Here is a 21,521-nt window from a genome sequence, read left to right on the forward strand (position 1 = left end):
AGCAAGCGAGCGCCCCCTCGGCGGGCAGCGAAGACGCGAAGCGCGGAGCGTGGGGGCAATCATTTGTAAACGGGGAAACGTGCAGTCAGGGCGTTGACCTTGGCGCGTACCGCATCGATATTGGCGGTATCCCTCGGATTATCTAGCACATCTGCTATCAAATTCGAAGTGATACGGGCTTCTTCGTCCTTGAATCCACGGGTAGTCAGCGCGGGAGTGCCGATGCGCACACCGCTGGTGACCATGGGTTTCTCGGGGTCGTTGGGGATGGCGTTCTTGTTGATGGTCATGTGGGCGGCGCCCAGCACGGCCTCGGCCTCTTTGCCAGTGATGCCTTTGGCCCGCAGATCGACCAGCATGACGTGACTTTCGGTACGGCCGCTCACAATGCGCAGGCCGCGTGATACGAGCGTTTCTGCCACGATGCGCGCATTGGTCAGCACTTGCTGCTGATAGATTTTGAATTCCGGCGCCAGCGCTTCCTTGAAGGCCACCGCCTTGGCTGCAATCACGTGCATCAGCGGGCCGCCCTGCAGGCCGGGGAAGATCGCGCTGTTGATGGCTCTCTCGTGCTGTGCCTTCATCAGAATGATGCCACCGCGTGGACCGCGCAGGCTCTTATGGGTGGTGGATGTCACCACATCGGCGTGTGGCACGGGGTTGGGGTAGACGCCGGCGGCAATCAGGCCGGCGTAATGGGCCATGTCCACCATGAAGATGGCGCCCACGTCTTTTGCGACTTTGGCGAAGCGCTCGAAGTCGATGCGCAGGCTGTAGGCCGAGGCACCAGCAATGATCAACTTCGGCTTTGACTCATGGGCCTTGCGCTCCATGGCGTCGTAATCGATCTCTTCTTTGTCGTTCAGGCCGTAGGACACGACATTGAACCACTTGCCGCTCATGTTCAGCGCCATGCCGTGGGTCAGGTGACCGCCTTCCGCCAGGCTCATGCCCATGATGGTGTCACCCGGTTTCAGGAAGGCGAGGAAGACGGCTTCATTGGCCGATGCGCCGCAATGCGGCTGCACGTTGGCGCAATCAGCGCCGAAAATCTGCTTGACGCGGTCAATCGCCAGCTGCTCGGCGATGTCAACATATTCACAGCCGCCGTAGTAGCGTTTGCCGGGGTAGCCTTCGGCGTATTTGTTGGTGAGCTGTGTGCCTTGCGCCGCCATGACAGCAGGCGAGGCATAGTTTTCGCTGGCGATCAGCTCGATGTGGTGTTCCTGGCGGGCGTTTTCAGCCTGGATGGCGGCAAAGATCTCGGGATCGGTTTGCTCAATGAGAATCTTACGGTCGTACATGGCAGTCCTTGAAGACGTTGGGCCTGGGGGTCATGTGTTTGACCCCAGGGCTGCCCAGGCGAACGGCTAAACGCATACGCCACCCTGGCAATGCGGCACGCTCCCCCGTGGTGTTCCCACTTCAGCGCGTCACACCCTCAGGGGTTGAGCGCCTATCGCCAGTCGCGTACGGAGTGAGTTTAACTGACAAGCCTGGTCACAGCCGCCAAGCCCCGGAATCACCGGCTATCACGAGTTGAAGAGGACTGCGACCTTTTCAGGGCTGTTGTCAGGCTCGACCGGTGCCACCACGGGAATGGAGCGGGGTACGGTCAACGGTACCGGGCGGCCCTTCGCGACCATTTGCAGACGTGCGTGCTCCGCCATGACCTTGCCAGCGTAGCCCCCATCGTCTTCAATATTGGCGGCACCCACGTAATGGCGCAAGCCGCCCTCCAGGGAGCCGGCACGGGTGATGCAGTCCTGCAGCACCTTGACGCCCACCCGCAGGTTGGTCACTGGATCAAAGGCCGCCAGTTTGCCGCCAAAGTTTTCGTATTTGTCGCTGTGGATCTGGGTCATCACCTGCATCAGGCCCTGGGCGCCGACCGGGCTTTGGGCAAACGGGTTGAACCCGGACTCAACGGCCATGACTGCCAGGATCAGGGTGGGGTCCAGCTTGGTGCGGATGCCGATTTCATAGGCTTCGGCCACCAGGGCGCTCAATGGTTCAGGCGCAACCCGGTATTTCTTGCTCAGCCAGTAGGCGACAGCGGCTTGCTGTTTAGGCAAATCCTTGGGGTTGCTTGCTGTCGCGCGGTCAATGGCGTCCAGCTCGCTGGGCAATCCGGTTACCGCGATCTGGCGGGTTTGCAGCCAACTGAAAAGTTTGACCTCACCGATCTCGCGCAGTTCCGGGCGAGCCGTCAAGGTGATGACGACAAACATCACTGCCAATCCGACGATGGCAAAACTGTTGTGTGTGATTTCAAAGAAGCCCTGGGCGATGTCGGTTGCGAAAGTTCGCAGGCCCCGGGTGAATTTTTCTGACGCTGTCATAGCTCTTCCTTCGTTCGCGTGGGCTAAAGCGTTGCACTGCATGCAGGGGCAACACTCGCGGCACCTCGTTTGGGTTGGTACGCTATCAATATCCTGCGCTGTCTTTCATACGCGTTGTGCAGAGATTTGAATATGCCGGGTTCGGCAGCGGATGCGGGTTATCCCTAGACTAAAGCTGGGATGGGCGGATTCTAGGTGCAGTTGATATATCAAGTCAACCATATAAAAATCAATTGTTATTCGAATTATGATTCTATGAATGCCGTGAATAAGGGAATATACGGTCCGCACAACAATGTATTTGCCCGGGATTTGCGCCTGTTCAGGCAATCAACAGTCGCTTGCTGATTGAAAATTCAATTTGAATTTGCTGCGCTACTTGCCTAGACTGCAATCACTTGTCAGATGACAAGTGTGAAAAGTCGGCAGTAGCCAGTCCCCACCTCCGGGTGGCAGTGATAAAGCGGCCCCGACAATTTGTGGAGGTAATCTTTTACCTCCCAGCGTCTTGGGACTTTACCCTCCCATTACGCAAGCCCTGACGGCATGGACCTTGTGTCAGCCGTCGAGCCCGGAGGTATGGCTTGGAGCCAACCGACCGGGCTTTCTTGTTTTTTGTGATGTTCTTGTCGTTTAGCCCGGTTGGGGCATTGACGTTGATGCCATCGGGTTGGTAACTTGAGCCATGGATGTCAAGGCAGTCAGGCAAAAAAAATGGTTCAAGCGAGTGGTCTGGACGGTAGGCGGCGTGCTGGCCCTGTGGGCCGTGACCTGGCTGGCGGTGCCGTCCATCGTCAAGAACCAGGTCGAAAAGCTGGCTACAGAGCAACTGGGACGCAGAGTCACGTTGGGCGGGGTTGATTTCAAACCCTGCTCTCTGGAACTCACGCTGCATGATCTTGCGGTGGCCCGTGTTGATGGTGTTGCCGACCCGTCTCCCCAGTTGCTTGTCAAGCGCTTCTATATAGACGCAGAACTGCAGTCTCTGGTGCGGTGGGCGCCCGTGGTGGATGCCGTCCAGGTGGAGGGACCCCATTTGAGAGTGGCCCGTCTGGACATCACAGGCCGCTACGACGTCGATGACATCCTGGCGCGTTTGAGCAAGCCAAACGAGAAGCCGGATGGCGCGCCTCTGCAGTTTGCGCTGCATAACCTGGTGCTGTCGGGTGGCGCGATGGATTTCGCCGACCAGGCGGTGGGCAAAACCCATGAATTGCGGGATTTGCAGGTCAACGTGCCTTTCTTGAGCAATCTGGCTTCGCAGCGTACTGTCGTGGTTGAGCCGCATCTGGCATTTCGCCTGAATGGGAGCCGGTTTGACTCCAGCGCCCAGGGCACACCATTTGCCCAGACCCACAAGACGGACGCAACGCTCAAGATCAGCGACCTGGACTTGGCCCCCTATCTGGGGTACATGCCTGCGAGCCTGCCGGTCAAACTGACCTCGGCCATTCTGAATGCGGACCTCCAACTCGCGTTCGAGCAGGCGCCCAAGAGGGTGGTCAAGCTCCGTGGCATCGCGCAGGCAGGCAAAGTCAGATTGGTGGGTGCTGGGTCCGGTCCGAATGTTCCCCAGGATGGCACGGCGCAAACGCCGGAATTGTTAGCCTTTGACTTGCTCAAAGTCACCCTGGACGACCTGCGGCCGCTGGAGCGGGTGGTGCATCTGTCGGCGCTGGAGTTGAATGGCGCCGTCCTGAGCGTTCACCGGGGAAAGTCCGGTCAACTCAATTTGGCGAGCTTGTTCAAACCGCAGGTTGCTCCTGAAAATATAGCGGCTAAGGTAGACACTACGAGGGCTAAGGCCGGAAACGATGCCCCCGGTAGCGACTGGAGGCTGGCCGTCACCAGAGTACTCTTGCGCAGTGGAGCGATCAACTGGACGGACGAAGGCACGACGCCCCCAACCCACTTGGGTCTGCGCGGTGTGACTGTCGATGCCACGGCTATCGCGCTGCCCTTTGTCCAGCCTTTGCAGTTTGGCGGTTCGGCCAGCGTGGCACCTGGTGCCGGCGCAATGTCCCGCAAGCCTGAGGGCGGCGCCAGGTTCAGCTTTCAAGGCAGCGCCACCGACCAGATTGCCAGCGTAACGGCGACGGTGGCCGACTTGCCCCTGGCTGCCGCGGGCCCCTATCTGGCCGAGTTCATGACACCTGCCCTGAGCGGCAACCTGAATGCGGAGTTCGGGTTGAACTGGAAAGCCAGCGCCGGGCCCGCCCAATCTGCCGAACTGCTGCTGCAAGCCCGCCAGTTGACCTTGGACAATGTGGCGCTGACGCAGGGCAAGACCCACCTGGCTAGCATCAAAAAGCTGCAAGTCGCGCAGGCCCGGGTGGACCTTGACCGCCAGACCGTGGCCGTGGGCACACTGAGCGTGTCGCAACCCAAGGTGGCGGTAGGGCGCGGGGCCGAAGGCCGCTGGATGTATGAGTCCTGGCTGAAGACCGCCAGGACCGGAGTCAGACCATTGACCGGCGCGGATGAGCGAAGGCCCCCGGCAACGACTGGCCGGGCGCAGGCGACTGCCGCGAAGGCTTGGGGTCTGGTGATTGATGAGGTCGCGCTGGATGGCGGCGCAGCGACATTTCTGGACAACTCAATGGGCAAGCCGGTGTCGTTTGACTTGTCGGCGCTTGCGGTGCAACTGAAAGACTATTCCAGCGCCGGCGGAAAGCCGTTTCAGGCGCATGTGGCCACGCAGATTCGTGCCGGGCGCACGCAGGCGGGTCGCCTGGACTGGCGCGGCAGCGCCGGGTTCAGCCCGCTGGCAGTGCAGGGCAGGGTGGATGCGGTCCGGGTTCCCGTGCATGCGTTTGAACCTTACCTGGCGGACGCCCTGAATATTGAATTGCTCAGGGCGGACACCAGTTTCAAGGGCCAGGTGAGCTACGCGCAAAAGGCCGCGGGTCCGGTGCTGAAGGTCAATGGCGACACCAGCGTCGAAGATTTTCTGGCCAATACGCTGTCTGCCCCGCAGAGCGCAACTGTGCCCGGCCCGGGCGCGCCGGCAGTGACGCCAGGTCCGTTGCAGATCGGTGAAGAACTGTTGCGCTGGAAGGTGCTGAGTCTGCGCGGGCTCGACGTGGCGGTGGCACCGGGCGTTGCCTCTCAATTCACCGTGAGGGAGACGGTGCTGAGTGATTTCTTTGCCCGCCTGATTCTGAGCGAGGCGGGACGGCTCAATTTGCAGGACGTGATGAAATCGTTAGCCGAGCCCACCGCATCGGCCCCAGCCCCAGCTGCGAGTGCACCTGATGCTATAAAAATCATAGCTAATGACGCAGCATTTACGGGGGCCAAGCCTCAAAATGATCCAAAGTCCGCATTGCCGGCTGTGATCAGTTTCGGGCCGATCAGCTTGCTGGGGGGGCGGGTCGAGTTCTCGGATCGCTTCATTCAGCCCAATTACTCGGCATCGCTCACCGAGCTGACGGGCAAGCTGAGTGCGTTTTCTTCTCAAACGCAGCCGGGCACGGTCAACCTGGCCGATCTGGAGTTGCGCGGTCGCGCCGAGGGCACGGCATCGGTTGAGATTCTGGGCAAGGTCAATCCGCTGACCACGCCGGTGGTGCTCGATATCAAGGGACAGGTGCGTGACCTGGAATTGCCACCGCTGTCACCGTACTCGGTCCGTTACGCGGGTTACGGCATCGAGCGCGGCAAACTCAGTGTGGATGTCAGCTATGTCGTGCAGCCGAATGGGCAACTCGTGGCGACCAACAAGATTGTGCTCAATCAACTCACCTTCGGCGACAAGGTGGAGGGTGCGCCAGGCAATCTGCCGGTCAAGCTGGCGGTGGCCCTGCTGGCCAACCGCCAGGGCGTCATCGACATCAACCTGCCCATCAGTGGCTCACTGAGTGACCCGCAATTCAGACTCGGGCCCATCATCTTCAGGATGATCGTCAACCTGATCGTCAAGGCCATCACCTCGCCCTTCACTATGTTGGCCAGCGCGTTCGGTGGTGGCGCCGATGAACTCAGTGTGGTGAGCTTTGCCCCCTGTTCCGCCGTGCTGGCCCCCGAGGCCCGGCCGGGCCTGCAGAAGGTGGCCCAGGCCCTGATCGAGCGCCCCGCGTTGAAGATGACGGTGGTTGGCACGGCCAGCCTTGAAGCGGAGCGTGACGCCTTCAAGCGCGAACAACTCAAAGCGCTGGTGCAGGCCGAGAAGCGCCGGGCCGCAGTGGTCGGTGGCGGCACGCCGAAAGGCGAGACCGATGAGGGCGGACGGGTTGACGACGCAACTGCGGCTGTGACGGAGGCTGAGTACCCGGCGCTTCTGAAAGCGGTGTACCGGCGTGCTGATTTTCCAAAGCCACGCAACCTGGTGGGGATGACCAAGGACATCCCGTCAATGAAATGGAAGCCCTCTTGCTGACCCACCTGGCGGCCACCGACGACGACATGCGCGAACTGGCGCTGCAGCGCGGCGTGATCGTGCGGGACTACCTGGCCTTGCAGAAATTACCTTTGGAAAGACTGTTTCTGGGCGCTGCCAAAGCGGTGCCACCCGAGGCAAAATGGAGCCCCCGCGCGGAGCTGAATTTAAGCGCCCGATAGTCTTTTTGCCAGACCGACAAATAACGGCGAAAATAGCGGTTCAACCCTGTCCGCAAACCGGCGGGGATCCTTCTCCTTGTTTGTGCGACTCATGTTCCCTTTCTCTGCCCTCAAAAAAACTGCTGAAGCCCCCGAAGTGACACAAATCCCAGCCAAAACAAACGAACCCCATCCGCTGGATGCGCTGACGGGAGGGGCATTTTCGGCTCAAACCTCGGGTGAGCGCACAGCGAAAGTCCGTGACTGGCTGGCCAGTGGGCCCAGTGCCGAACAGATGCAGGCCGTGTTCAAGGAGCTCAGTGGCAAAGACAAAGGCGCAGCCAAGCTGCTGCGCGAAAAGCTGGATGAAATCAAGCGCAGCAGGACTCAGGAATCCATTGCGCAAGAGTGGGCCGACAAGGCGCAGGCGCTGCTGGCGGTGGCCAAGCTCAACATTGCCGATGCCCTGGCGTGGCAGCGGGATGCCGCCAAGGCGGGCGCGCCTCTGAGCAAGGAGCCATTGGCGACGCTCAAGGGCCAGCTTGGTGACCGCGTGAAGGTCATCGAAGACCTGCAGCATCGTGTGCAGGTGCAGCGTGAAGCCGCTGTGCTGCTGGCCCAGCGCATTGAAGTGCTGTCTACGAAGTCGTGGCGCGATGCGCAGGCGGTGGTGGATCCTTTGCACGCCGATGTGGATCACTGGCAGGCACAGGCGACTTCCCTGTTGAATGATGCCAACTGGCCCAGCGTTGAAGCCAAGTTCCCGCCGCTGCTGGATGCCTCGCGGGCACAGCTCCTGGTCGTGTGGGATGCTTTCAAAAGCGCCTTGGGACAAGCTGCTGCTGCGGCCGCTGACGCCGCTGCGCCCCTGCCGCCGGTGCCGGTGTGGGCCGATGAACTCCGCGTTGCGCGCGGCGTTCCGATGGAGGCGCCAGCCAAACCGAAGAAGCCCCAGGTTGACCCTGAAATCAAGGCCAGAGCCGTGTCGGCCGTTCGTGACGCGCTGACCAAAGTGGAGCAGGAAGTCGCGGAAGGCCATGGCAAAGCCAGTGCGGGCGCCGCCGCTGCCTTGCGCAATGCGCTCAAGGAATTCGGCAAGATCATCGACGACAAGCTGGAAAACCAGGCGCACGCGGCGCTGGCCGCAGCGGGCGAGCTTGAGGGTTGGCAGCGCTGGCGCGCCGACCAGTTGCGTGAAGAGCTGGTGGCCAAGGCCGAAGGCCTGCTCAAGCGCCCCGAAGGTCAGGCCATGGGCGGGCGCAAGTTGCAGGAAAGCCTGCGCGCGTTGCGCGACCAGTGGAAACAGACCGATCAGGGCGGTGTGCCCAACCATGCCTTGTGGAAGCGGTTTGACGATGCCTGCAACGAAGCCCACAAAGTGGTGGAGGTCTGGCTGGAGAAGGTCAAGGCCGAGTCCGCCGAGCACCGGGCACAGCGCCTGGCATTGATTGAGGAAGTCAATGCCTGGGCTGCCGCCAACCCCGTGGCGCTGGACGATGACTGGAAAGGTTTCAACCGCATCCTGCACCAGTTCGGCGACCGTTGGCGCGATGGTGGCCACGTCGGTGAAAAGGCATTTGCCGAATTGCAGCCGCTCTGGAAAGCGGCCATCAATGCCGCCGCGGCGCCGCTGGAGGCGATGCAAAAACGCAGCCTGGCAGTGCGCCAGGCCATGATTGAAGAGGCCAAAGTGCTGGGTGCAGCGCCCGAATTGCGCATCGATGCCGTCAAGGCCTTGCAGCATCGCTGGCAGGCCGAGGCCCATGTGGTGCCCATGGAGCGCCGCCAGGAACAAAAACTGTGGGACGCCTTTCGCAAGCCGATTGACGACGCCTTCAACCGCACGACGGCAGAACGCGAAAAGGCCGATGCCGCACTGGGTGAACGGGACCGCATGGTGCTGGACGCGGCCAAGGCGCTGGAGGCGGCCAACGCGGGCGGTGATGCGCAAGCCATTCGCAGTGCCATGAACGCACTGGAAGCGGCCTTGCGCGGGCAGGCGCAAGCCCAGGCCGCCGTGCAGGCGGCTGCTGAAACTGATGAGTCAAAAGTCGCTCCGGCCCCGGTGGAAGCAGTGCCATCAGCGACTGAAACTGTCGTGGCGTCGCAGACGACCGACACGGTGGAGGAAGGTGCTGCGCTCGTGTCGGACGAAGCAGCCGCGCCGCTTGAGCCCAAGGCAGCACCCAAAGCCGCTCCCAAGCCGGTCGTAGCGGTACGTGGCGATGACCGCCCGGGTATGAAAAAGACCGAGCCTGCGCCCATGGGGCGCGGTGGCAAGTTCGGGGACCGCAAGGAAGGCGGCCGGGACGGTGCCAGAGACGCCGGCCGTGGACCGCGTGATGCCAAATTTGCCGGTCGTCCGGATGACCGTGGCCCGCGCCGCGATGGCCGTGACGGGGCAGGCCCCTGGCAAGAAGCGCCGCGTCTGGGCGACACGGCATTTCGTGCCCAGCGCGATGCCCTGGAACACGCCCAGTTTGCCTTGCGCAAGCTGGCGGCACAGGCACACGGCGAGGCGTTGACCCACCTGCTGGGCGCTTGGGAGCATCGCGATGCCGCCCAGGTTCCCTCGGCACAGGAGCTGGGCAACCGCGTCACGGCCGCCACCCGCAGTGCCTGGATCAAGGCGTTGGGGCAGGCGCCTGCCGGCGATGCGAGCACAGCCCTGCTGCGTCTGGAGATGGCCGCCGAAACTCCGACGCCTGCGGAGCACCTGAGTGCCCGTCGCATGCTGCAGTTGCAGCTGCTGACGAAACGCAATGATCCGGCACCGGCCCAAACCTGGGGCCAAGACGCCGCCACCGTGTTGGCCAGCAGTTTTGACGCAGGCGTCGCACGCCGACTGCAAAACGTGCTGAAGGTGCTGCTCAAGCCTTGATCGCTCGGTTGTGAAAAAGGCCGCTGTCAGCGGCCTTTCTTTTGATGCTGGCGCTGGTCAGGCAGCGTGAGTTGCGGCGATGCGTTGAACTGAACTCCCCGTCGCCTGCGCAACTGAGGCCACACTCAAGCGCAAGACCTCGGCGCGCGGCGGCACGGCGGCGGCGTCCCAGTCGCTCAAGACAATGCGCTGCAGCTCATTTGACAGGTCATGGTCGGCAGGCTTGTGGGTGTGGCCGTGAATCAGCGTACTGGCTTGGGCCGTGTGCAGCCAGTCGCAGGCGGCCACGGTATCGACATCGGCATACGTCACACCGCTGCGTTTACGTGTTCCACTTTGCGTGCGTAGCGCCCGCGCGATTTCCTGCCGCTCGGCCAGCGGCTTGGCGAGAAAGTCCTGTTGCCAGCTGGCGCCGCGCACCGTGGCCCTGAATTGCATGTAATCCGTGTCGTCGAGGCACAAGGCATCGCCGTGGGAAAGCAGCCAGCGTTTCCGGGCAAATTCGAACACGGTGGGGTCGTCCAGCAGCGTCAGGCCACAGGCCCGGGCGAAGGCCGGACCCAGCAGGAAGTCGCGGTTGCCGTGCATGAAAAAAATGTCGAGCCGGCGGCTGGCCGCATGGAGAACCTGCGCACAGCGGGCTTCAAAGCCTGGTCCCTGATCCGGCGTGATCGGACCATCGACCCCGGCGTCAATCACGTCATCACCAACCCAGACTTCAAACAGATCACCCAGGATGAAAACGGCATCGGCCCGCGTGGTCTGCATGAACGCCTGCCATGCGTCGAAGGTGGCAGCGTCGCTGGCCTGCAGGTGCAGGTCCGAGATGAAGTCGACGTTTCGCCAATGAGGTGGCGCCTGCAATACCGGCCAGGGCGGAGCAGTGGTCTGCACCGTGACCCTGGGGGCGGAGAGGTTCATGTCAGAGTGCCACGGCCTTTTCGATGACCACGTCTTCAACCGGAACGTCATCATGGTAGCCCTTGCGAGCGGTCTTGACGGTCTTGATCTTGTCGACCACATCGGTACCGCCAATCACTTTGCCAAACACGGCATAGCCCCAGCCCTGGGCTGAAATGGCGGTGTGGTTGAGGAAGGCGTTGTCGGCCACGTTGATGAAGAACTGTGCGGTGGCCGAGTGGGGATCGCCGGTGCGGGCCATGGCCACGGTGTAGTTGAGGTTCTTCAGGCCATTATTGGCTTCGTTGTCGATTGGCTCGTCACCTTTCTTTTCCTTCATGCCGGGTTCCATGCCGCCGCCCTGCACCATGAAGCCGGGGATGACACGGTGAAAAATGGTGTTGTTGTAGTGACCCTTGTTCACATAGCTCAAGAAATTGGCAACCGTTTTTGGCGCCTTGTCCTGATCGAGTTCAAGGGTGATGACGCCATAGTTGGCGATGTAGAGTTCGACTTTTGGGTTGCTCATGATTTATTTCACCAGGGTTGCGGAGTTGATAAGAATGGGGGTCTTGGGAACGTCGGACGGGAAGGGGCCGCCGGCGCCAGTCGGTGTGGCCTTGATCTTCTGGACCACATCCATGCCGCTGACGACCTTGCCGAACACCGTGTAGCCAAACAGCTGCGGCGCATTCATCAGGTTGGCACGGGGCGTGTTTTCATAGACACGGCCCTGGTACTCGAATCGGGGCACCGGGTCGCCTGGCGGGATCACGGTTGGGTCCAGAAACGCGTTGTCTTTGACATTGATAAAAAACTGCGCCGTGGCGGATTGAGGGTCGTTGGTGCGGGCCATGGCCAGTGTGCCCACGACGTTTTTCAGGCCGCCTTTCGCAAGCGCCTCGCGGCCTTCGTGCACAACAGGCGCACGGGTCTTCTTCTCGCTGAATTTGGCATCAAAACCGCCACCCTGCACCATGAAGTTCTCGATCACGCGGTGGAAGATGGTGCCGTCGTAGTGCTTGTCTTTGACGTATTGCAGGAAGTTTTCGACTGTCTTGGGCGCTTTGTCCGGGTAGACCTCCACCACAAAGTCGCCTGCGGTGGTGGCGAACCTGACCCGGGGTGAGACCTCTGCCAAGGCGTTAGTTGCTATAGAAAATATAGCTAATACCGCAATCAATACGGGGGCTAGCGTCGAAAAACGTTTAAATTTCATCAAATGATTCCTTCGAAGAATATCTTCCATTGCGTACCTTGCCGCCCCCAGTACTGTCGTTTGGTCGGGCCAGTACGCGTGCCATCAGCCACCTCGCCAAAAGTGACAACCATGGTGTCGGCCGTATCCGTCCAGCGCAGGTAGGACAGGTCTTTGAGCTGGATGGCGCGTCCGCGCACCCGGTCCAGCTCGCCACGCAAGGCTGGCGTCCACTCGGACAGCGTCTTGCCGTTGCTGTTGAAATCCGGGCTGTAAAAACTCAGGATCCGGTCCATATTGCCGCTGGATTTGGCGTTCTGCCACGCCGTCAAAGCGGCCTCAAAGGGTTTGCTGTCGGCGCGGACACTGTTTGGCATCACCCATTGCAGGCGATTCGAGATGACGACCGGGGTGGTGCGGGTCTCGACGGTCCGGATGACCTCGTCGAGGTCGGGGTTGGCCAGCACGACACAGCCATCGGTCGCCAGTGGGGGGCGTGAAAACTGGCCCGGTGGTGTGCCATGCAACCAGATCCCGCTGCCGGTCTTGCCGCGTTTGCTGTCGAGTACGTTCGGGTAGTTGATGGGCAGTGCGCCTGAGCCGTAGAAATCTTTCAGCGATTTGGGGTCAAGATTGCTGGTGATGAAGTACACGCCCATCGGGGTGCGCAAATCACCTTCGGCGTACTTCTCCAGGCCGGATTTTCCGACCGAGATGTAATAGTCGGCGACCAGAGTCAGCCCGGCCGGCCGGTTTTCGAACAGGTAAAGCCGTGAGCGGGAGGCGTCCACCGCAATGGCGTGCTTGTTGCGGGAAGACAGCGCCAAAAACTGCGAAGGCACTGCGCCTGGGGGCGGACGCTCCCGCAGTGCCTTCAAGCGCATCTGTGACTCATCACGCAGTTCGCGGAGCATGGGCGCTGCCGTTTTGAGTATGGGCTGCGGGACGTCCCCAAAACTGCGAACAGGGCCTGTGCGAGAGGCCAGCAGGTCGCCATATACCAGCTGGGCCAGTTGAAAGTGGGGGTAATCCTGCACCAGTCGTTCTGCCTTGGCCAAAGCTTCGCGCCCCTGCGCTCTGGACACCAGCTGGTAAACCTCGATCAGGCGTGCTTCAGCCAAGCCTGCCACTTCCACTTTTTTGGAATTGGCGGGTGACGCGGGAGCGGCTCTGGCGCCGGCATTCTTGCTCGCGGAAGCGCCTGCTGCATTCGTCAGAGCGACGGCAGCTGAAACACACAGAGCAAAGAAATATCGCTTCATACGGGCATCAGGCCAAGCATGAAGGCAGTACCGCTTGCGGCATCCGCAGTGATGCGCAAACGGCCATCAGTTGCCTGTGGATTCCTTGACGATGAGCCATTTGTCACCGGTTTTCAACAGTTCAAGTGTCTTGCGACTGGACACCGCCAGCGCATCCGCCCGATAGTCCTGACGGAATTTGGCGACGGCCTTGTTTCCATTGACCGTCACAGTCAGGTTGTCCAGTTTGACGCTGATGCTGGCCTTGCCCACAATGCGTTTGCGGCGATCTTCCTCCCAGGCACTACGCGATTGCTTCGTCGACGGTGTGAATTCTTTGGCATAGGCGCCCAGATAAGCAGACATGTCTTTGGCAGACCAGGCTTTCGCCCAGGCACGTACAGCAGCCTCGGCCTCTGTGACCGAGCCGTCGCTGACAGCCGGTTTGGCGGGTGCCGCAACGGGTGCGGCGGCGATCGTCGGCGTGGCAACCGCTGCTGGTGGCGCGGTTGGTGCCACCGGCGCGGCCACCCGGGCCGGTGTAGCGGCAGGCGCGGGCAGTGCAGCCGGGGCTTTGGCGACTGGGGCCACCGGGGCCGCAGCCGGCACGGCGGCAGCAGGAGTCTGGCCCTTGATGTTGGGTTTGAACACTTCGCCGATGAGGGCCAGCTTGGGCGGCACGGCCGCATTGGCACCATCGAGCTGCAGTGCCTTGTTATAGGCCTGGCTGGCGAGTCGGGCGTACACGTCGCCGAGGTTCTCGTGCGCCGTGGCATAACTCGGGTTGGTCCGGATCGCCATCTCCAGAGCCGCGCGCGCCTTGTCATACTGGTTTTGTCCGGCGTAGAGCACGGCCAGGTTGTTGTAGGGCTCCGGCAACTCGGGGTAGTCCTCCGTCAGCTTGGTAAAAGTCGTGATGGCATCAGCCTGTTTGCCCGAGTTGCGTTGAATCACGCCCTTGAGAAAGCGCATCTGCGGGTCGCGGGGCTTGGCTGCAAGGTAGACGTCGGCCTTGATCATGGCCTCATTCAGTTTGCCCGCGCGCAGCAATTGGCTGACATCTCCGTACTCGTCCGCGTGGGCTGCCGGGCTGGCGAAGGCGGCCGCCAGAGCGAGCAGACGAAGCGTGGTGAAGATGGTGGAGCGGGCGTACGTCATGGAGCGTTTTTATTCCTACAGGGTGAACAACCGCCGCAGCACGCTGTGCTGGCAGGGCTTTATACTGGGCTGAATTGTAGCCGAGGGGGTGCTTTTCAGCGCTTCCAAAATTACCCACCCATTAGCAGTCTTTGCCGAGGCCACCACCCGGTTGAATATCCCTCGAAGCCGTCATTCGAAACACCATGAGTTTGCGCATTTACAGCACGTTGTCGCGTGCACTGGAACCCTTGTCACCGCTGGAGCCCGGTCACGTGCGCATGTACGTCTGCGGCATGACGGTCTACGACCTGTGCCATCTGGGTCACGCGCGTTCGATGGTGGCGTTCGACGTCGTGCAGCGCTGGCTCAAAGCCAGCGGCCTGCGTGTGACTTATGTTCGCAACGTCACCGATATTGATGACAAAATCATCAAACGGGCGCTGGAAAACGGCGAATCCATCCGTTCGTTGACCGATCGCATGGTCGACGCCCTGCACCAGGATGCCGACGCCTTGGGCATTGAGCGTCCCACCCATGAACCGCGTGCCACCGAGTTTGTGCCGCAGATGCTGAACCTGATTGGCCGGTTGGCGCAAAAGGGTCTGGCCTATCAGGCGCCCACTGGCGACGTCAATTACGCGGTGCGCAAGTTCCCGGGTTACGGCAAGCTCAGCGGCAAGTCGCTGGACGAGTTGCGCGCCGGCGAACGGGTCGCCGTGCTGGACGGCAAGGATGATCCGCTGGACTTTGTGCTGTGGAAGACGGCCAAACCGAGCGAGCCGATCGACGCCCAGTGGGACAGTGACTATGGCAAAGGGCGCCCGGGCTGGCACATCGAGTGTTCGGCCATGTGCGGCCAGATGCTGGGCGAAACGGTTGACATTCACGGCGGCGGGGCCGACCTGCAGTTTCCGCACCACGAGAACGAAATCGCCCAGAGCGAGGGCGCCACTGGCAAACCGCTGGCCAGTATCTGGATGCACAACGGCTTTGTGACGCGCGACAACGAGAAGATGTCCAAGAGCTTGGGCAACTTCTTCACTATTCGTGACATTCTGGCACGCTATGACGCGGAAACCACCCGCTTCTTTATCATCCGGGCGCATTACCGCAGTGCCCTGAACCACAGCGATGCGCATCTGGACGATGCGCGCAGTTCCCTCAAGCGCCTGTATACGGCACTGGATCTGGTGGCGCCAGCGGCGATTGGCATCGACTGGACGCAGCCTTTTGCCGCGCGCTTCAAGGCGGCGATGGATGAAGACTTCGGCACCCCCGAGGCGGTGGCAGTGCTGTTTGAGTTGGCGTCTGAGGTCAACAAGACCCGTTCCGCTGAACTGGCGGGCTTGCTCAAGGAGCTGGGTGGCTGTATCGGTCTTCTTCAACAAGACCCACGCGCTTGGTTGCAGGGACGGCGAGCTGCCACGGTTGAACCTTCGACTACTCTGTATCCCCCTTTACTCGTTAACACCAATACGTTTTTTCCCCCTACCGTCACGCTTGGCGCAGGCAGTGACCAACTATCCAATGATCAAATTGACCAGTTGATTTTGAAACGGGCTGAAGCCAAGAAGGCCAAAAACTTTGCCGAAGCCGATCGCATTCGCCAGGAGCTTCTGACCCAGGGCATTGTCCTCAAGGATTCGCCCACCGGCACCACCTGGGAAGCTGCGCAATGATTTTCTCGACAGTCATTTTGGCCTCTGGCCCCCGAAAATAGTGTGATGGTAGCTACTAAAAATATAGCGACTGAAGTCGCAACGCCCCCCTATTGGGAAGATGCCTGCAAGCACCTGATGAAAAAGGACCGGGTGATGAAGCGGCTCATCCCCAAGTTTGGCGACGCCTGCCTGCAAACCCGGGGCGATGCCTTTGTGACGCTGGCGCGCAGCATTGTGGGGCAGCAGATTTCCGTCAAGGCGGCCCAGACTGTGTGGGACCGTTTTGCACTCCTGCCGAAGAAGATCACGGCCGGCAATGTGCTCAAACTGAAGGTCGACGACATGCGCGCGGCTGGTTTGAGCGCACGCAAGGTCGAGTACCTGGTGGATCTGGCGCTGCACTTTGACAACGGCGCGGTGCACGTCAAGGCCTGGGAGACAATGGACGATGAGGCTATCATTGAAGAGTTGACCGCCATTCGCGGCATTGGCCGCTGGACGGCAGAGATGTTTTTGATTTTTCACCTGATGCGCCCTAATATCCTGCCGCTGGATGACGTCGGCCTGATCAATGGCATCAGCCAGAGTTATTTTTCAGGCGACGTGGTCAGCCGCAGTGACGCGCGAGAGGTCGCCGCCGCGTGGGCACCCTATTGCAGCGTAGCCACTTGGTATATTTGGCGCTCGCTTGATCCGCTGCCGGTGGAATACTGACCCCCCAACTGATAGGAGCAACAACGTTGGCCAAGAAAACATTCCTCGATTTCGAGCAAGCTGTCGCCGAACTCGAAAACAAGATTGAAGAGCTGCGCTACGTGCAGACCGAGTCCGCCGTTGACATCTCTGCCGAGATTGAGCAACTGGCCAAGAAAAGCCAGCAGCTCACCAAAGACATCTACAGTGATCTGACGCCGTGGCAAATCACCAAGATCGCGCGCCATCCGGAACGTCCCTACACGCTGGATTACGTCAACGAACTCTTCACCCATTTCGTGGAGCTGCATGGCGACCGGCATTTTGCCGATGACCTGAGCATTGTGGGCGGCCTGGCACGCTTCAATGGCACACCGTGCATGGTGCTGGGTCAGCAAAAAGGGCGCGATACCAAAGAGCGCGGCCTGCGCAACTTCGGCATGAGCAAGCCCGAGGGTTATCGCAAGGCGCTGCGGCTCATGAAAACTGCCGAGAAGTTCAAGTTGCCAGTGTTCACCTTTGTTGACACGCCCGGCGCCTACCCGGGCATTGACGCCGAAGAGCGCGGCCAGTCGGAGGCCATCGGCCGCAACATCTTCGAGATGGCGCAGCTCGAGGTCCCGATCATCACCACCATCATCGGTGAGGGTGGTTCCGGCGGTGCGCTGGCAATTTCCATTGGCGACCAAGTGCTGATGCTGCAGTATTCAATCTATTCCGTGATCAGCCCCGAAGGCTGCGCCTCGATCCTCTGGAAAACCTCGGAGAAGGCGCAGGAGGCGGCGGACGCACTGGGCATTACCGCCCACCGCCTCAAGGCTCTGGGAGTGATTGACAAGATCGTCAATGAGCCGGTGGGCGGCGCACACCGCGATCACAAACAGATGGCCGCTTTTCTCAAGCGCGCCCTGACGGACGCTTACCGTCAGGTCAGCGACCTCAAGGTCAAGGAGCTGCTCGATCGCCGCTACGACCGCCTGCAAAGCTATGGCCGGTTCACAGATACCAAGGCGGCATCCAAATAGCGTGGGGCCAGGTCGCGTGTTGGCAAGTAACGTGTGACGACGACGTTCGCTGAGGCTATTTCGACCTTTTCGCCAGTGTTACCGCTGGCGGTGGCTTTCAGTGGCGGCGCCGATTCGACCGCCTTGCTCTTGGCCTGTGCCGAGAAGTGGCCGGGGCAGGTCCATGCGGTCCACATCCATCATGGTGTGCAGGCAGCCGCCGACGATTTCGAGCGGCATTGCCGGGCCTTCTGCGCGCAGCTTGATGTGCCGTTGACGGTCAGGCGGGTCGATGGTCGCCACGCATCAGGTGACAGCCCGGAAGATGCGGCTCGTCGTGCCCGGTATAAGGCTTTTGAGGCTGTAGCCCGCGAGGAATATGCGCATATTGCTATTAAATCTATAGCAATTGCGCAGCACGCCGACGATCAGATCGAGACGCTGTTACTGGCCCTGAGCCGGGGAAGTGGTCTGCCCGGCTTGAGTGCAATGCCCTCGACCTGGGAGCGCGTCGGCATCACCTACCACCGCCCGTTGTTGCGGGTGCGCGCGGCCGACATTCGGGCCTGGCTCGCCAGCCGTGGCGTGGCCCATGTCGACGATCCGACCAATGTCGATGAGCGGTTCACGCGCAATCGCATCCGCGCCCGGCTGCTGCCCGCGCTGGAAGCGACGTTTCCCCAGTTTCGCGATACTTTTGCCCGCAGTGCTGCGCATGCGGCGCAGGCCCAGGCGGTCTTGCTCGATGTGGCCAGGGAAGATCTGGCGCTCATTGGCATGCCGCCGGTGATTGCCCGCATCCAGCGTTTGAGCCGCCCGCGGCAGGCCAATGTGCTGCGGCACTGGCTCAAGGCCACATATGATGAGGTGCCCAGCGCGGCGCAGCTGGCCGAGCTGCTGGACCAGATTGCCGTCTGCACCACGCGCGGGCACCAGATCCGTATCAAGGTTGGGACTGGCTTTGCTGAGCGCAGGGGGCCTGCGCTGCATTGGTACAATCCCTTGGTTTTGCTCTAAAAAATCCTCCAATGGCATTGATTGTTCACAAATACGGCGGCACGTCGATGGGCTCTACCGAGCGCATCCGCAATGTCGCCAAACGCGTCGCCAAATGGGCGCGCGCCGGCCACCAGATGGTGGTCGTCCCCTCCGCCATGAGCGGTGAAACCAACCGTTTGCTGGGGCTGGCCAAAGAGCTGGCCCCCGCCAAGACGACCGACGCCTATAGCCGCGAACTCGACATGCTGGCCGCCACCGGCGAGCAGGCCTCCAGCGCCCTGTTGGCGATAGCGCTGCAGGCCGAAGGTATGGCGTCTGTCAGCTACGCGGGCTGGCAAGTGCCGATTCGCACCAACAGCGCCTACACCAAGGCCCGCATCGAGTCGATTGACGACGCACGGGTGCGCGCGGATCTGGACGCCGGCAAGGTGGTCATCGTCACCGGCTTTCAGGGGCTGGACGAGCTGGGCAATATCACCACCCTGGGGCGTGGCGGCTCGGATACCTCCGCTGTGGCCGTGGCTGCCGCCATGAAAGCTGCAGAATGCCTGATCTACACCGATGTGGATGGCGTCTACACCACCGACCCGCGTGTGGTGCCCGAAGCCCGTCGACTGAAGACGGTGAGCTTTGAAGAGATGCTGGAGATGGCCTCCATGGGCTCCAAAGTTCTGCAAATCCGCTCGGTCGAGTTTGCCGGCAAATACAAGGTCAAGCTGCGCGTCCTGAGCAGCTTTACCCCCTGGGACATTGACATCAACGAGGAAGCCGCTTCCGGCACCCTGATCACTTTTGAGGAAGACGAACACATGGAGCAAGCCATTGTTTCCGGCATTGCATTCAACCGCGATGAAGCCAAAATCTCCGTGCTGGGCGTGCCCGACAAGCCCGGGATTGCCTATCAGATTCTCGGCGCGGTAGCCGATGCCAACATTGAAGTGGATGTGATCATCCAGAACATCAGCAAGGACGGCAAGACCGACTTCAGCTTCACGGTGAACCGCGGCGACTACGCCAAAACGGTGGATTTGTTGCGCGACAAAGTACTCCCCGGTCTGGGCGCACAAGAGGTCGTGGGCGACACTAAGATCTGCAAGGTGTCCATCGTCGGCATTGGCATGCGCAGCCACGTGGGCGTCGCGAGCCGGATGTTCCGTGTGTTGAGCGAAGAAGGCATCAACATCCAGATGATTTCCACCTCCGAGATCAAGACCTCTGTGGTGATCGATGAGAAATACATGGAGCTGGCTGTGCGTGCATTGCACAAAGCTTTTGACCTGGACCAGCCTCCGGTCTAAAATCCCGCCCGAGTCGTGAGATAATCATGACTTCAGTTTCAGGAAACGTGACCGAGTGGCCGAAGGTGCTCCCCTGCTAAGGGAGTAGGGGGTGTAGAGCCTCCTCGAGAGTTCGAATCTCTCCGTTTCCGCCAAGCATGAGTTTTCAGGCTTCCACAGGCGGTCTGAAAACAAGAAAAAAGCCCCGTGATCTATCGATCACGGGGCTTTTTTCTTGTTTTCAGCGTCTGGCAGTGCGCATTGACAGCCACCTTACCCGAGCACCCCGGCCGCGAAGGGCAGGGGCTTTATCCTGGATGGCTACAGGTTGTCGGTGAAACTGCGCAGTTTGTCGCTGCGGCTGGGGTGCTTGAGCTTTCGCAGTGCCTTGGCTTCAATCTGGCGGATGCGCTCGCGTGTCACGTCGAACTGCTTGCCCACTTCTTCCAGCGTGTGGTCGCTGGTCATCTCGATGCCGAAGCGCATGCGCAGCACCTTGGCTTCGCGCGGTGTGAGACTGTCCAGAATGTCTTTCACCACGTCGCGCAGGCCGGCCTGCATGGCAGCCTCCATCGGGGCGGTGTTGGCGCTGTCTTCGATGAAGTCGCCCAGATGGGAGTCGTCATCGTCACCAATCGGTGTTTCCATGGAGATCGGCTCTTTGGCGATCTTCATGATCTTGCGGATCTTGTCTTCCGGGATCTCCATCTTCTCGGCCAGCATCGAGGCGTCGGGCTCGAAGCCGTGCTCCTGCAGGTGCTGGCGGCTGAGGCGGTTCATCTTGTTGATGGTCTCGATCATGTGCACCGGGATGCGGATGGTGCGCGCCTGGTCGGCGATCGAGCGCGTGATGGCCTGCCGTATCCACCACGTGGCGTAGGTGGAAAATTTGTAGCCGCGCCGGTACTCGAACTTGTCCACCGCCTTCATCAGGCCGATGTTGCCCTCTTGGATCAGGTCGAGGAACTGCAGGCCGCGGTTGGTGTATTTTTTGGCGATGCTGATGACCAAGCGCAGGTTGGCCTCGATCATCTCTTTTTTGGCGTTGCGCGACATGCGCTCGCCGTCGTTCATGCGCTTGTGGATGGCTTTGAGCTGCTCCAGCGGCACCACCACGCTGGTCTGCAGGTCGATGAGCTGCTGCTGCAGTTCCTGGATCGGCGGAATGTGGCGCCCCATGGTGGCGCTCCACGGTTTGCCGGCAGCGGCCTGCTTTTGCACCCACTGGCGGTTGAGCAGGTTGGGCGGAAAGTCGGCCACGAACTTGTCTTGTGGCATGCGGCACTTATCGACGATGATGCGGCGCAGTTCGCGCTCTTTTTTGCGCACCGACTCGACTTGCTGGCGCACCGTGTCGCAGAGTTTTTCGATCGCTTTGGCGGTGAAGCGGATCGTCATCAGCTTTTGGGTCAGCAGCGTTTGCGCCTGTTGGTAGGCTGGGCTGGCGTAGCCGTGCTGGTCGTAGCTGCTGTGCAACTGCTCAAACAGCTCGCGCAGGGCATCGAAGCGCGCCAGCGCTTCGCGCTTGAGCTCTTCCATTTTGCGCGACACCGCCTTGGAGCCGCCTTTGCCGTCGTCGTCGCTGGCTTCGTCGTAGTCGTCGAAGTCTTCTTCGGCCACGTAGTCGTCGGCCTGGTCTGAATCGG

The 21,521-nt window shown here is 60.9% G+C and carries 16 protein-coding genes, 1 tRNA gene and 1 riboswitch; of the genes, 9 read left to right on the forward strand and 8 right to left on the reverse strand.

Annotated elements, in window-relative coordinates:
• Positions 1–59 precede the first annotated feature (59 nt).
• Complete coding sequence (gene glyA / locus Q7T10_RS09675; RefSeq protein WP_304747688.1) at positions 60–1,304, reverse strand: serine hydroxymethyltransferase; 1,245 nt, start codon at positions 1,302–1,304, stop codon at positions 60–62.
• 45 nt (positions 1,305–1,349) lie between these two features.
• Positions 1,350–1,480, reverse strand: a riboswitch (ZMP/ZTP riboswitch).
• A gap of 52 nt (positions 1,481–1,532) precedes the next feature.
• On the reverse strand, positions 1,533–2,342 hold the full coding sequence (locus Q7T10_RS09680; protein WP_304747689.1) for a lytic transglycosylase domain-containing protein: 810 nt from the start codon (positions 2,340–2,342) through the stop codon (positions 1,533–1,535).
• Positions 2,343–3,027: 685 nt separating this feature from the next.
• Between Q7T10_RS09680 and Q7T10_RS09685 the strand changes: the two genes are divergently transcribed.
• From Q7T10_RS09685 to Q7T10_RS09695, 3 genes are all read left to right on the forward strand, one after another.
• Positions 3,028–6,720: a DUF748 domain-containing protein gene (locus tag Q7T10_RS09685; RefSeq protein WP_304747690.1), complete on the forward strand. Its 3,693-nt coding sequence runs from the start codon at positions 3,028–3,030 to the stop codon at positions 6,718–6,720.
• A complete protein-coding gene (locus Q7T10_RS09690) occupies positions 6,702–6,902 on the forward strand; it encodes a hypothetical protein (protein ID WP_304747691.1) in 201 nt (66 codons plus the stop codon). Before Q7T10_RS09685 ends, Q7T10_RS09690 begins: the two co-directional genes overlap by 19 nt.
• Before the next feature lie 91 nt (positions 6,903–6,993).
• The gene (locus Q7T10_RS09695) at positions 6,994–9,762 is read left to right on the forward strand and encodes a DUF349 domain-containing protein (RefSeq protein ID WP_304747692.1); all 2,769 of its coding nucleotides are present in this window, start codon (positions 6,994–6,996) and stop codon (positions 9,760–9,762) included.
• Between the two features lie 57 nt (positions 9,763–9,819).
• Here Q7T10_RS09695 and Q7T10_RS09700 read toward each other — a convergent pair whose 3' ends face one another.
• From Q7T10_RS09700 to Q7T10_RS09720, 5 genes are all read right to left on the reverse strand, one after another.
• Positions 9,820–10,683: a UDP-2,3-diacylglucosamine diphosphatase gene (locus tag Q7T10_RS09700; protein ID WP_304747693.1), complete on the reverse strand. Its 864-nt coding sequence runs from the start codon at positions 10,681–10,683 to the stop codon at positions 9,820–9,822.
• A 1-nt stretch (position 10,684) separates the two neighbouring features.
• Positions 10,685–11,191, reverse strand: coding sequence for a peptidylprolyl isomerase (locus Q7T10_RS09705; RefSeq protein WP_304747694.1), 507 nt, complete (start codon positions 11,189–11,191; stop codon positions 10,685–10,687).
• Positions 11,192–11,194: 3 nt separating this feature from the next.
• The gene (locus Q7T10_RS09710) at positions 11,195–11,881 is read right to left on the reverse strand and encodes a peptidylprolyl isomerase (RefSeq protein ID WP_304747695.1); all 687 of its coding nucleotides are present in this window, start codon (positions 11,879–11,881) and stop codon (positions 11,195–11,197) included.
• Positions 11,881–13,122, reverse strand: coding sequence for a L,D-transpeptidase family protein (locus Q7T10_RS09715; RefSeq protein WP_304747696.1), 1,242 nt, complete (start codon positions 13,120–13,122; stop codon positions 11,881–11,883). Before Q7T10_RS09715 ends, Q7T10_RS09710 begins: the two co-directional genes overlap by 1 nt.
• A gap of 66 nt (positions 13,123–13,188) precedes the next feature.
• Positions 13,189–14,259, reverse strand: a complete 1,071-nt coding sequence (locus Q7T10_RS09720; RefSeq protein WP_304747697.1) for a nuclear transport factor 2 family protein — start codon at positions 14,257–14,259, stop codon at positions 13,189–13,191.
• Positions 14,260–14,444: 185 nt separating this feature from the next.
• Between Q7T10_RS09720 and cysS the strand changes: the two genes are divergently transcribed.
• The 6 genes from cysS to Q7T10_RS09750 all read left to right on the forward strand — a co-directional run bounded on the left by cysS (position 14,445) and on the right by Q7T10_RS09750 (position 20,030).
• Complete coding sequence (gene cysS, locus Q7T10_RS09725) at positions 14,445–15,920, forward strand: cysteine--tRNA ligase (RefSeq protein ID WP_304747698.1); 1,476 nt, start codon at positions 14,445–14,447, stop codon at positions 15,918–15,920.
• A gap of 45 nt (positions 15,921–15,965) precedes the next feature.
• Positions 15,966–16,616, forward strand: coding sequence for a DNA-3-methyladenine glycosylase (locus Q7T10_RS09730; protein ID WP_304747699.1), 651 nt, complete (start codon positions 15,966–15,968; stop codon positions 16,614–16,616).
• A 26-nt stretch (positions 16,617–16,642) separates the two neighbouring features.
• Positions 16,643–17,620 (forward strand): acetyl-CoA carboxylase carboxyltransferase subunit alpha, encoded by a 978-nt coding sequence (locus tag Q7T10_RS09735; protein ID WP_304747700.1) that lies wholly within the window; start codon positions 16,643–16,645, stop codon positions 17,618–17,620.
• 33 nt (positions 17,621–17,653) lie between these two features.
• Positions 17,654–18,616 (forward strand): tRNA lysidine(34) synthetase TilS, encoded by a 963-nt coding sequence (tilS, locus tag Q7T10_RS09740; protein WP_304747701.1) that lies wholly within the window; start codon positions 17,654–17,656, stop codon positions 18,614–18,616.
• Between the two features lie 11 nt (positions 18,617–18,627).
• Positions 18,628–19,896: an aspartate kinase gene (locus Q7T10_RS09745; RefSeq protein WP_304747702.1), complete on the forward strand. Its 1,269-nt coding sequence runs from the start codon at positions 18,628–18,630 to the stop codon at positions 19,894–19,896.
• A gap of 41 nt (positions 19,897–19,937) precedes the next feature.
• A tRNA-Ser gene (locus Q7T10_RS09750) sits at positions 19,938–20,030 on the forward strand.
• A gap of 166 nt (positions 20,031–20,196) precedes the next feature.
• Here the strand turns inward: Q7T10_RS09750 and rpoD are convergent.
• A partial coding sequence (rpoD, locus tag Q7T10_RS09755; RefSeq protein ID WP_304747703.1) for an RNA polymerase sigma factor RpoD occupies positions 20,197–21,521 on the reverse strand: 1,325 nt, incomplete at its 5' end.

Source organism: Rhodoferax sp., assembly GCF_030646845.1.
Classification (GTDB): domain Bacteria; phylum Pseudomonadota; class Gammaproteobacteria; order Burkholderiales; family Burkholderiaceae_C; genus Rhodoferax.

Excerpts from the sequence above, each read along its gene's own strand:
- Q7T10_RS09705 (WP_304747694.1), bottom strand. The coding sequence starts at position 11,191 with ATGAGCAACCCAAAAGTCGAACTCTACATCGCCAACTATGGCGTCATC.
- cysS (WP_304747698.1), top strand. The coding sequence starts at position 14,445 with ATGAGTTTGCGCATTTACAGCACGTTGTCGCGTGCACTGGAACCCTTG.
- Q7T10_RS09730 (WP_304747699.1), top strand. The coding sequence starts at position 15,966 with ATGGTAGCTACTAAAAATATAGCGACTGAAGTCGCAACGCCCCCCTAT.
- Q7T10_RS09720 (WP_304747697.1), bottom strand. The coding sequence starts at position 14,259 with ATGACGTACGCCCGCTCCACCATCTTCACCACGCTTCGTCTGCTCGCT.
- Q7T10_RS09680 (WP_304747689.1), bottom strand. The coding sequence starts at position 2,342 with ATGACAGCGTCAGAAAAATTCACCCGGGGCCTGCGAACTTTCGCAACC.
- Q7T10_RS09690 (WP_304747691.1), top strand. The coding sequence starts at position 6,702 with ATGGAAGCCCTCTTGCTGACCCACCTGGCGGCCACCGACGACGACATG.
- Q7T10_RS09715 (WP_304747696.1), bottom strand. The coding sequence starts at position 13,122 with ATGAAGCGATATTTCTTTGCTCTGTGTGTTTCAGCTGCCGTCGCTCTG.
- Q7T10_RS09745 (WP_304747702.1), top strand. The coding sequence starts at position 18,628 with ATGGCATTGATTGTTCACAAATACGGCGGCACGTCGATGGGCTCTACC.
- glyA (WP_304747688.1), bottom strand. The coding sequence starts at position 1,304 with ATGTACGACCGTAAGATTCTCATTGAGCAAACCGATCCCGAGATCTTT.
- Q7T10_RS09685 (WP_304747690.1), top strand. The coding sequence starts at position 3,028 with ATGGATGTCAAGGCAGTCAGGCAAAAAAAATGGTTCAAGCGAGTGGTC.
- Q7T10_RS09710 (WP_304747695.1), bottom strand. The coding sequence starts at position 11,881 with ATGAAATTTAAACGTTTTTCGACGCTAGCCCCCGTATTGATTGCGGTA.
- Q7T10_RS09695 (WP_304747692.1), top strand. The coding sequence starts at position 6,994 with ATGTTCCCTTTCTCTGCCCTCAAAAAAACTGCTGAAGCCCCCGAAGTG.
- Q7T10_RS09700 (WP_304747693.1), bottom strand. The coding sequence starts at position 10,683 with ATGAACCTCTCCGCCCCCAGGGTCACGGTGCAGACCACTGCTCCGCCC.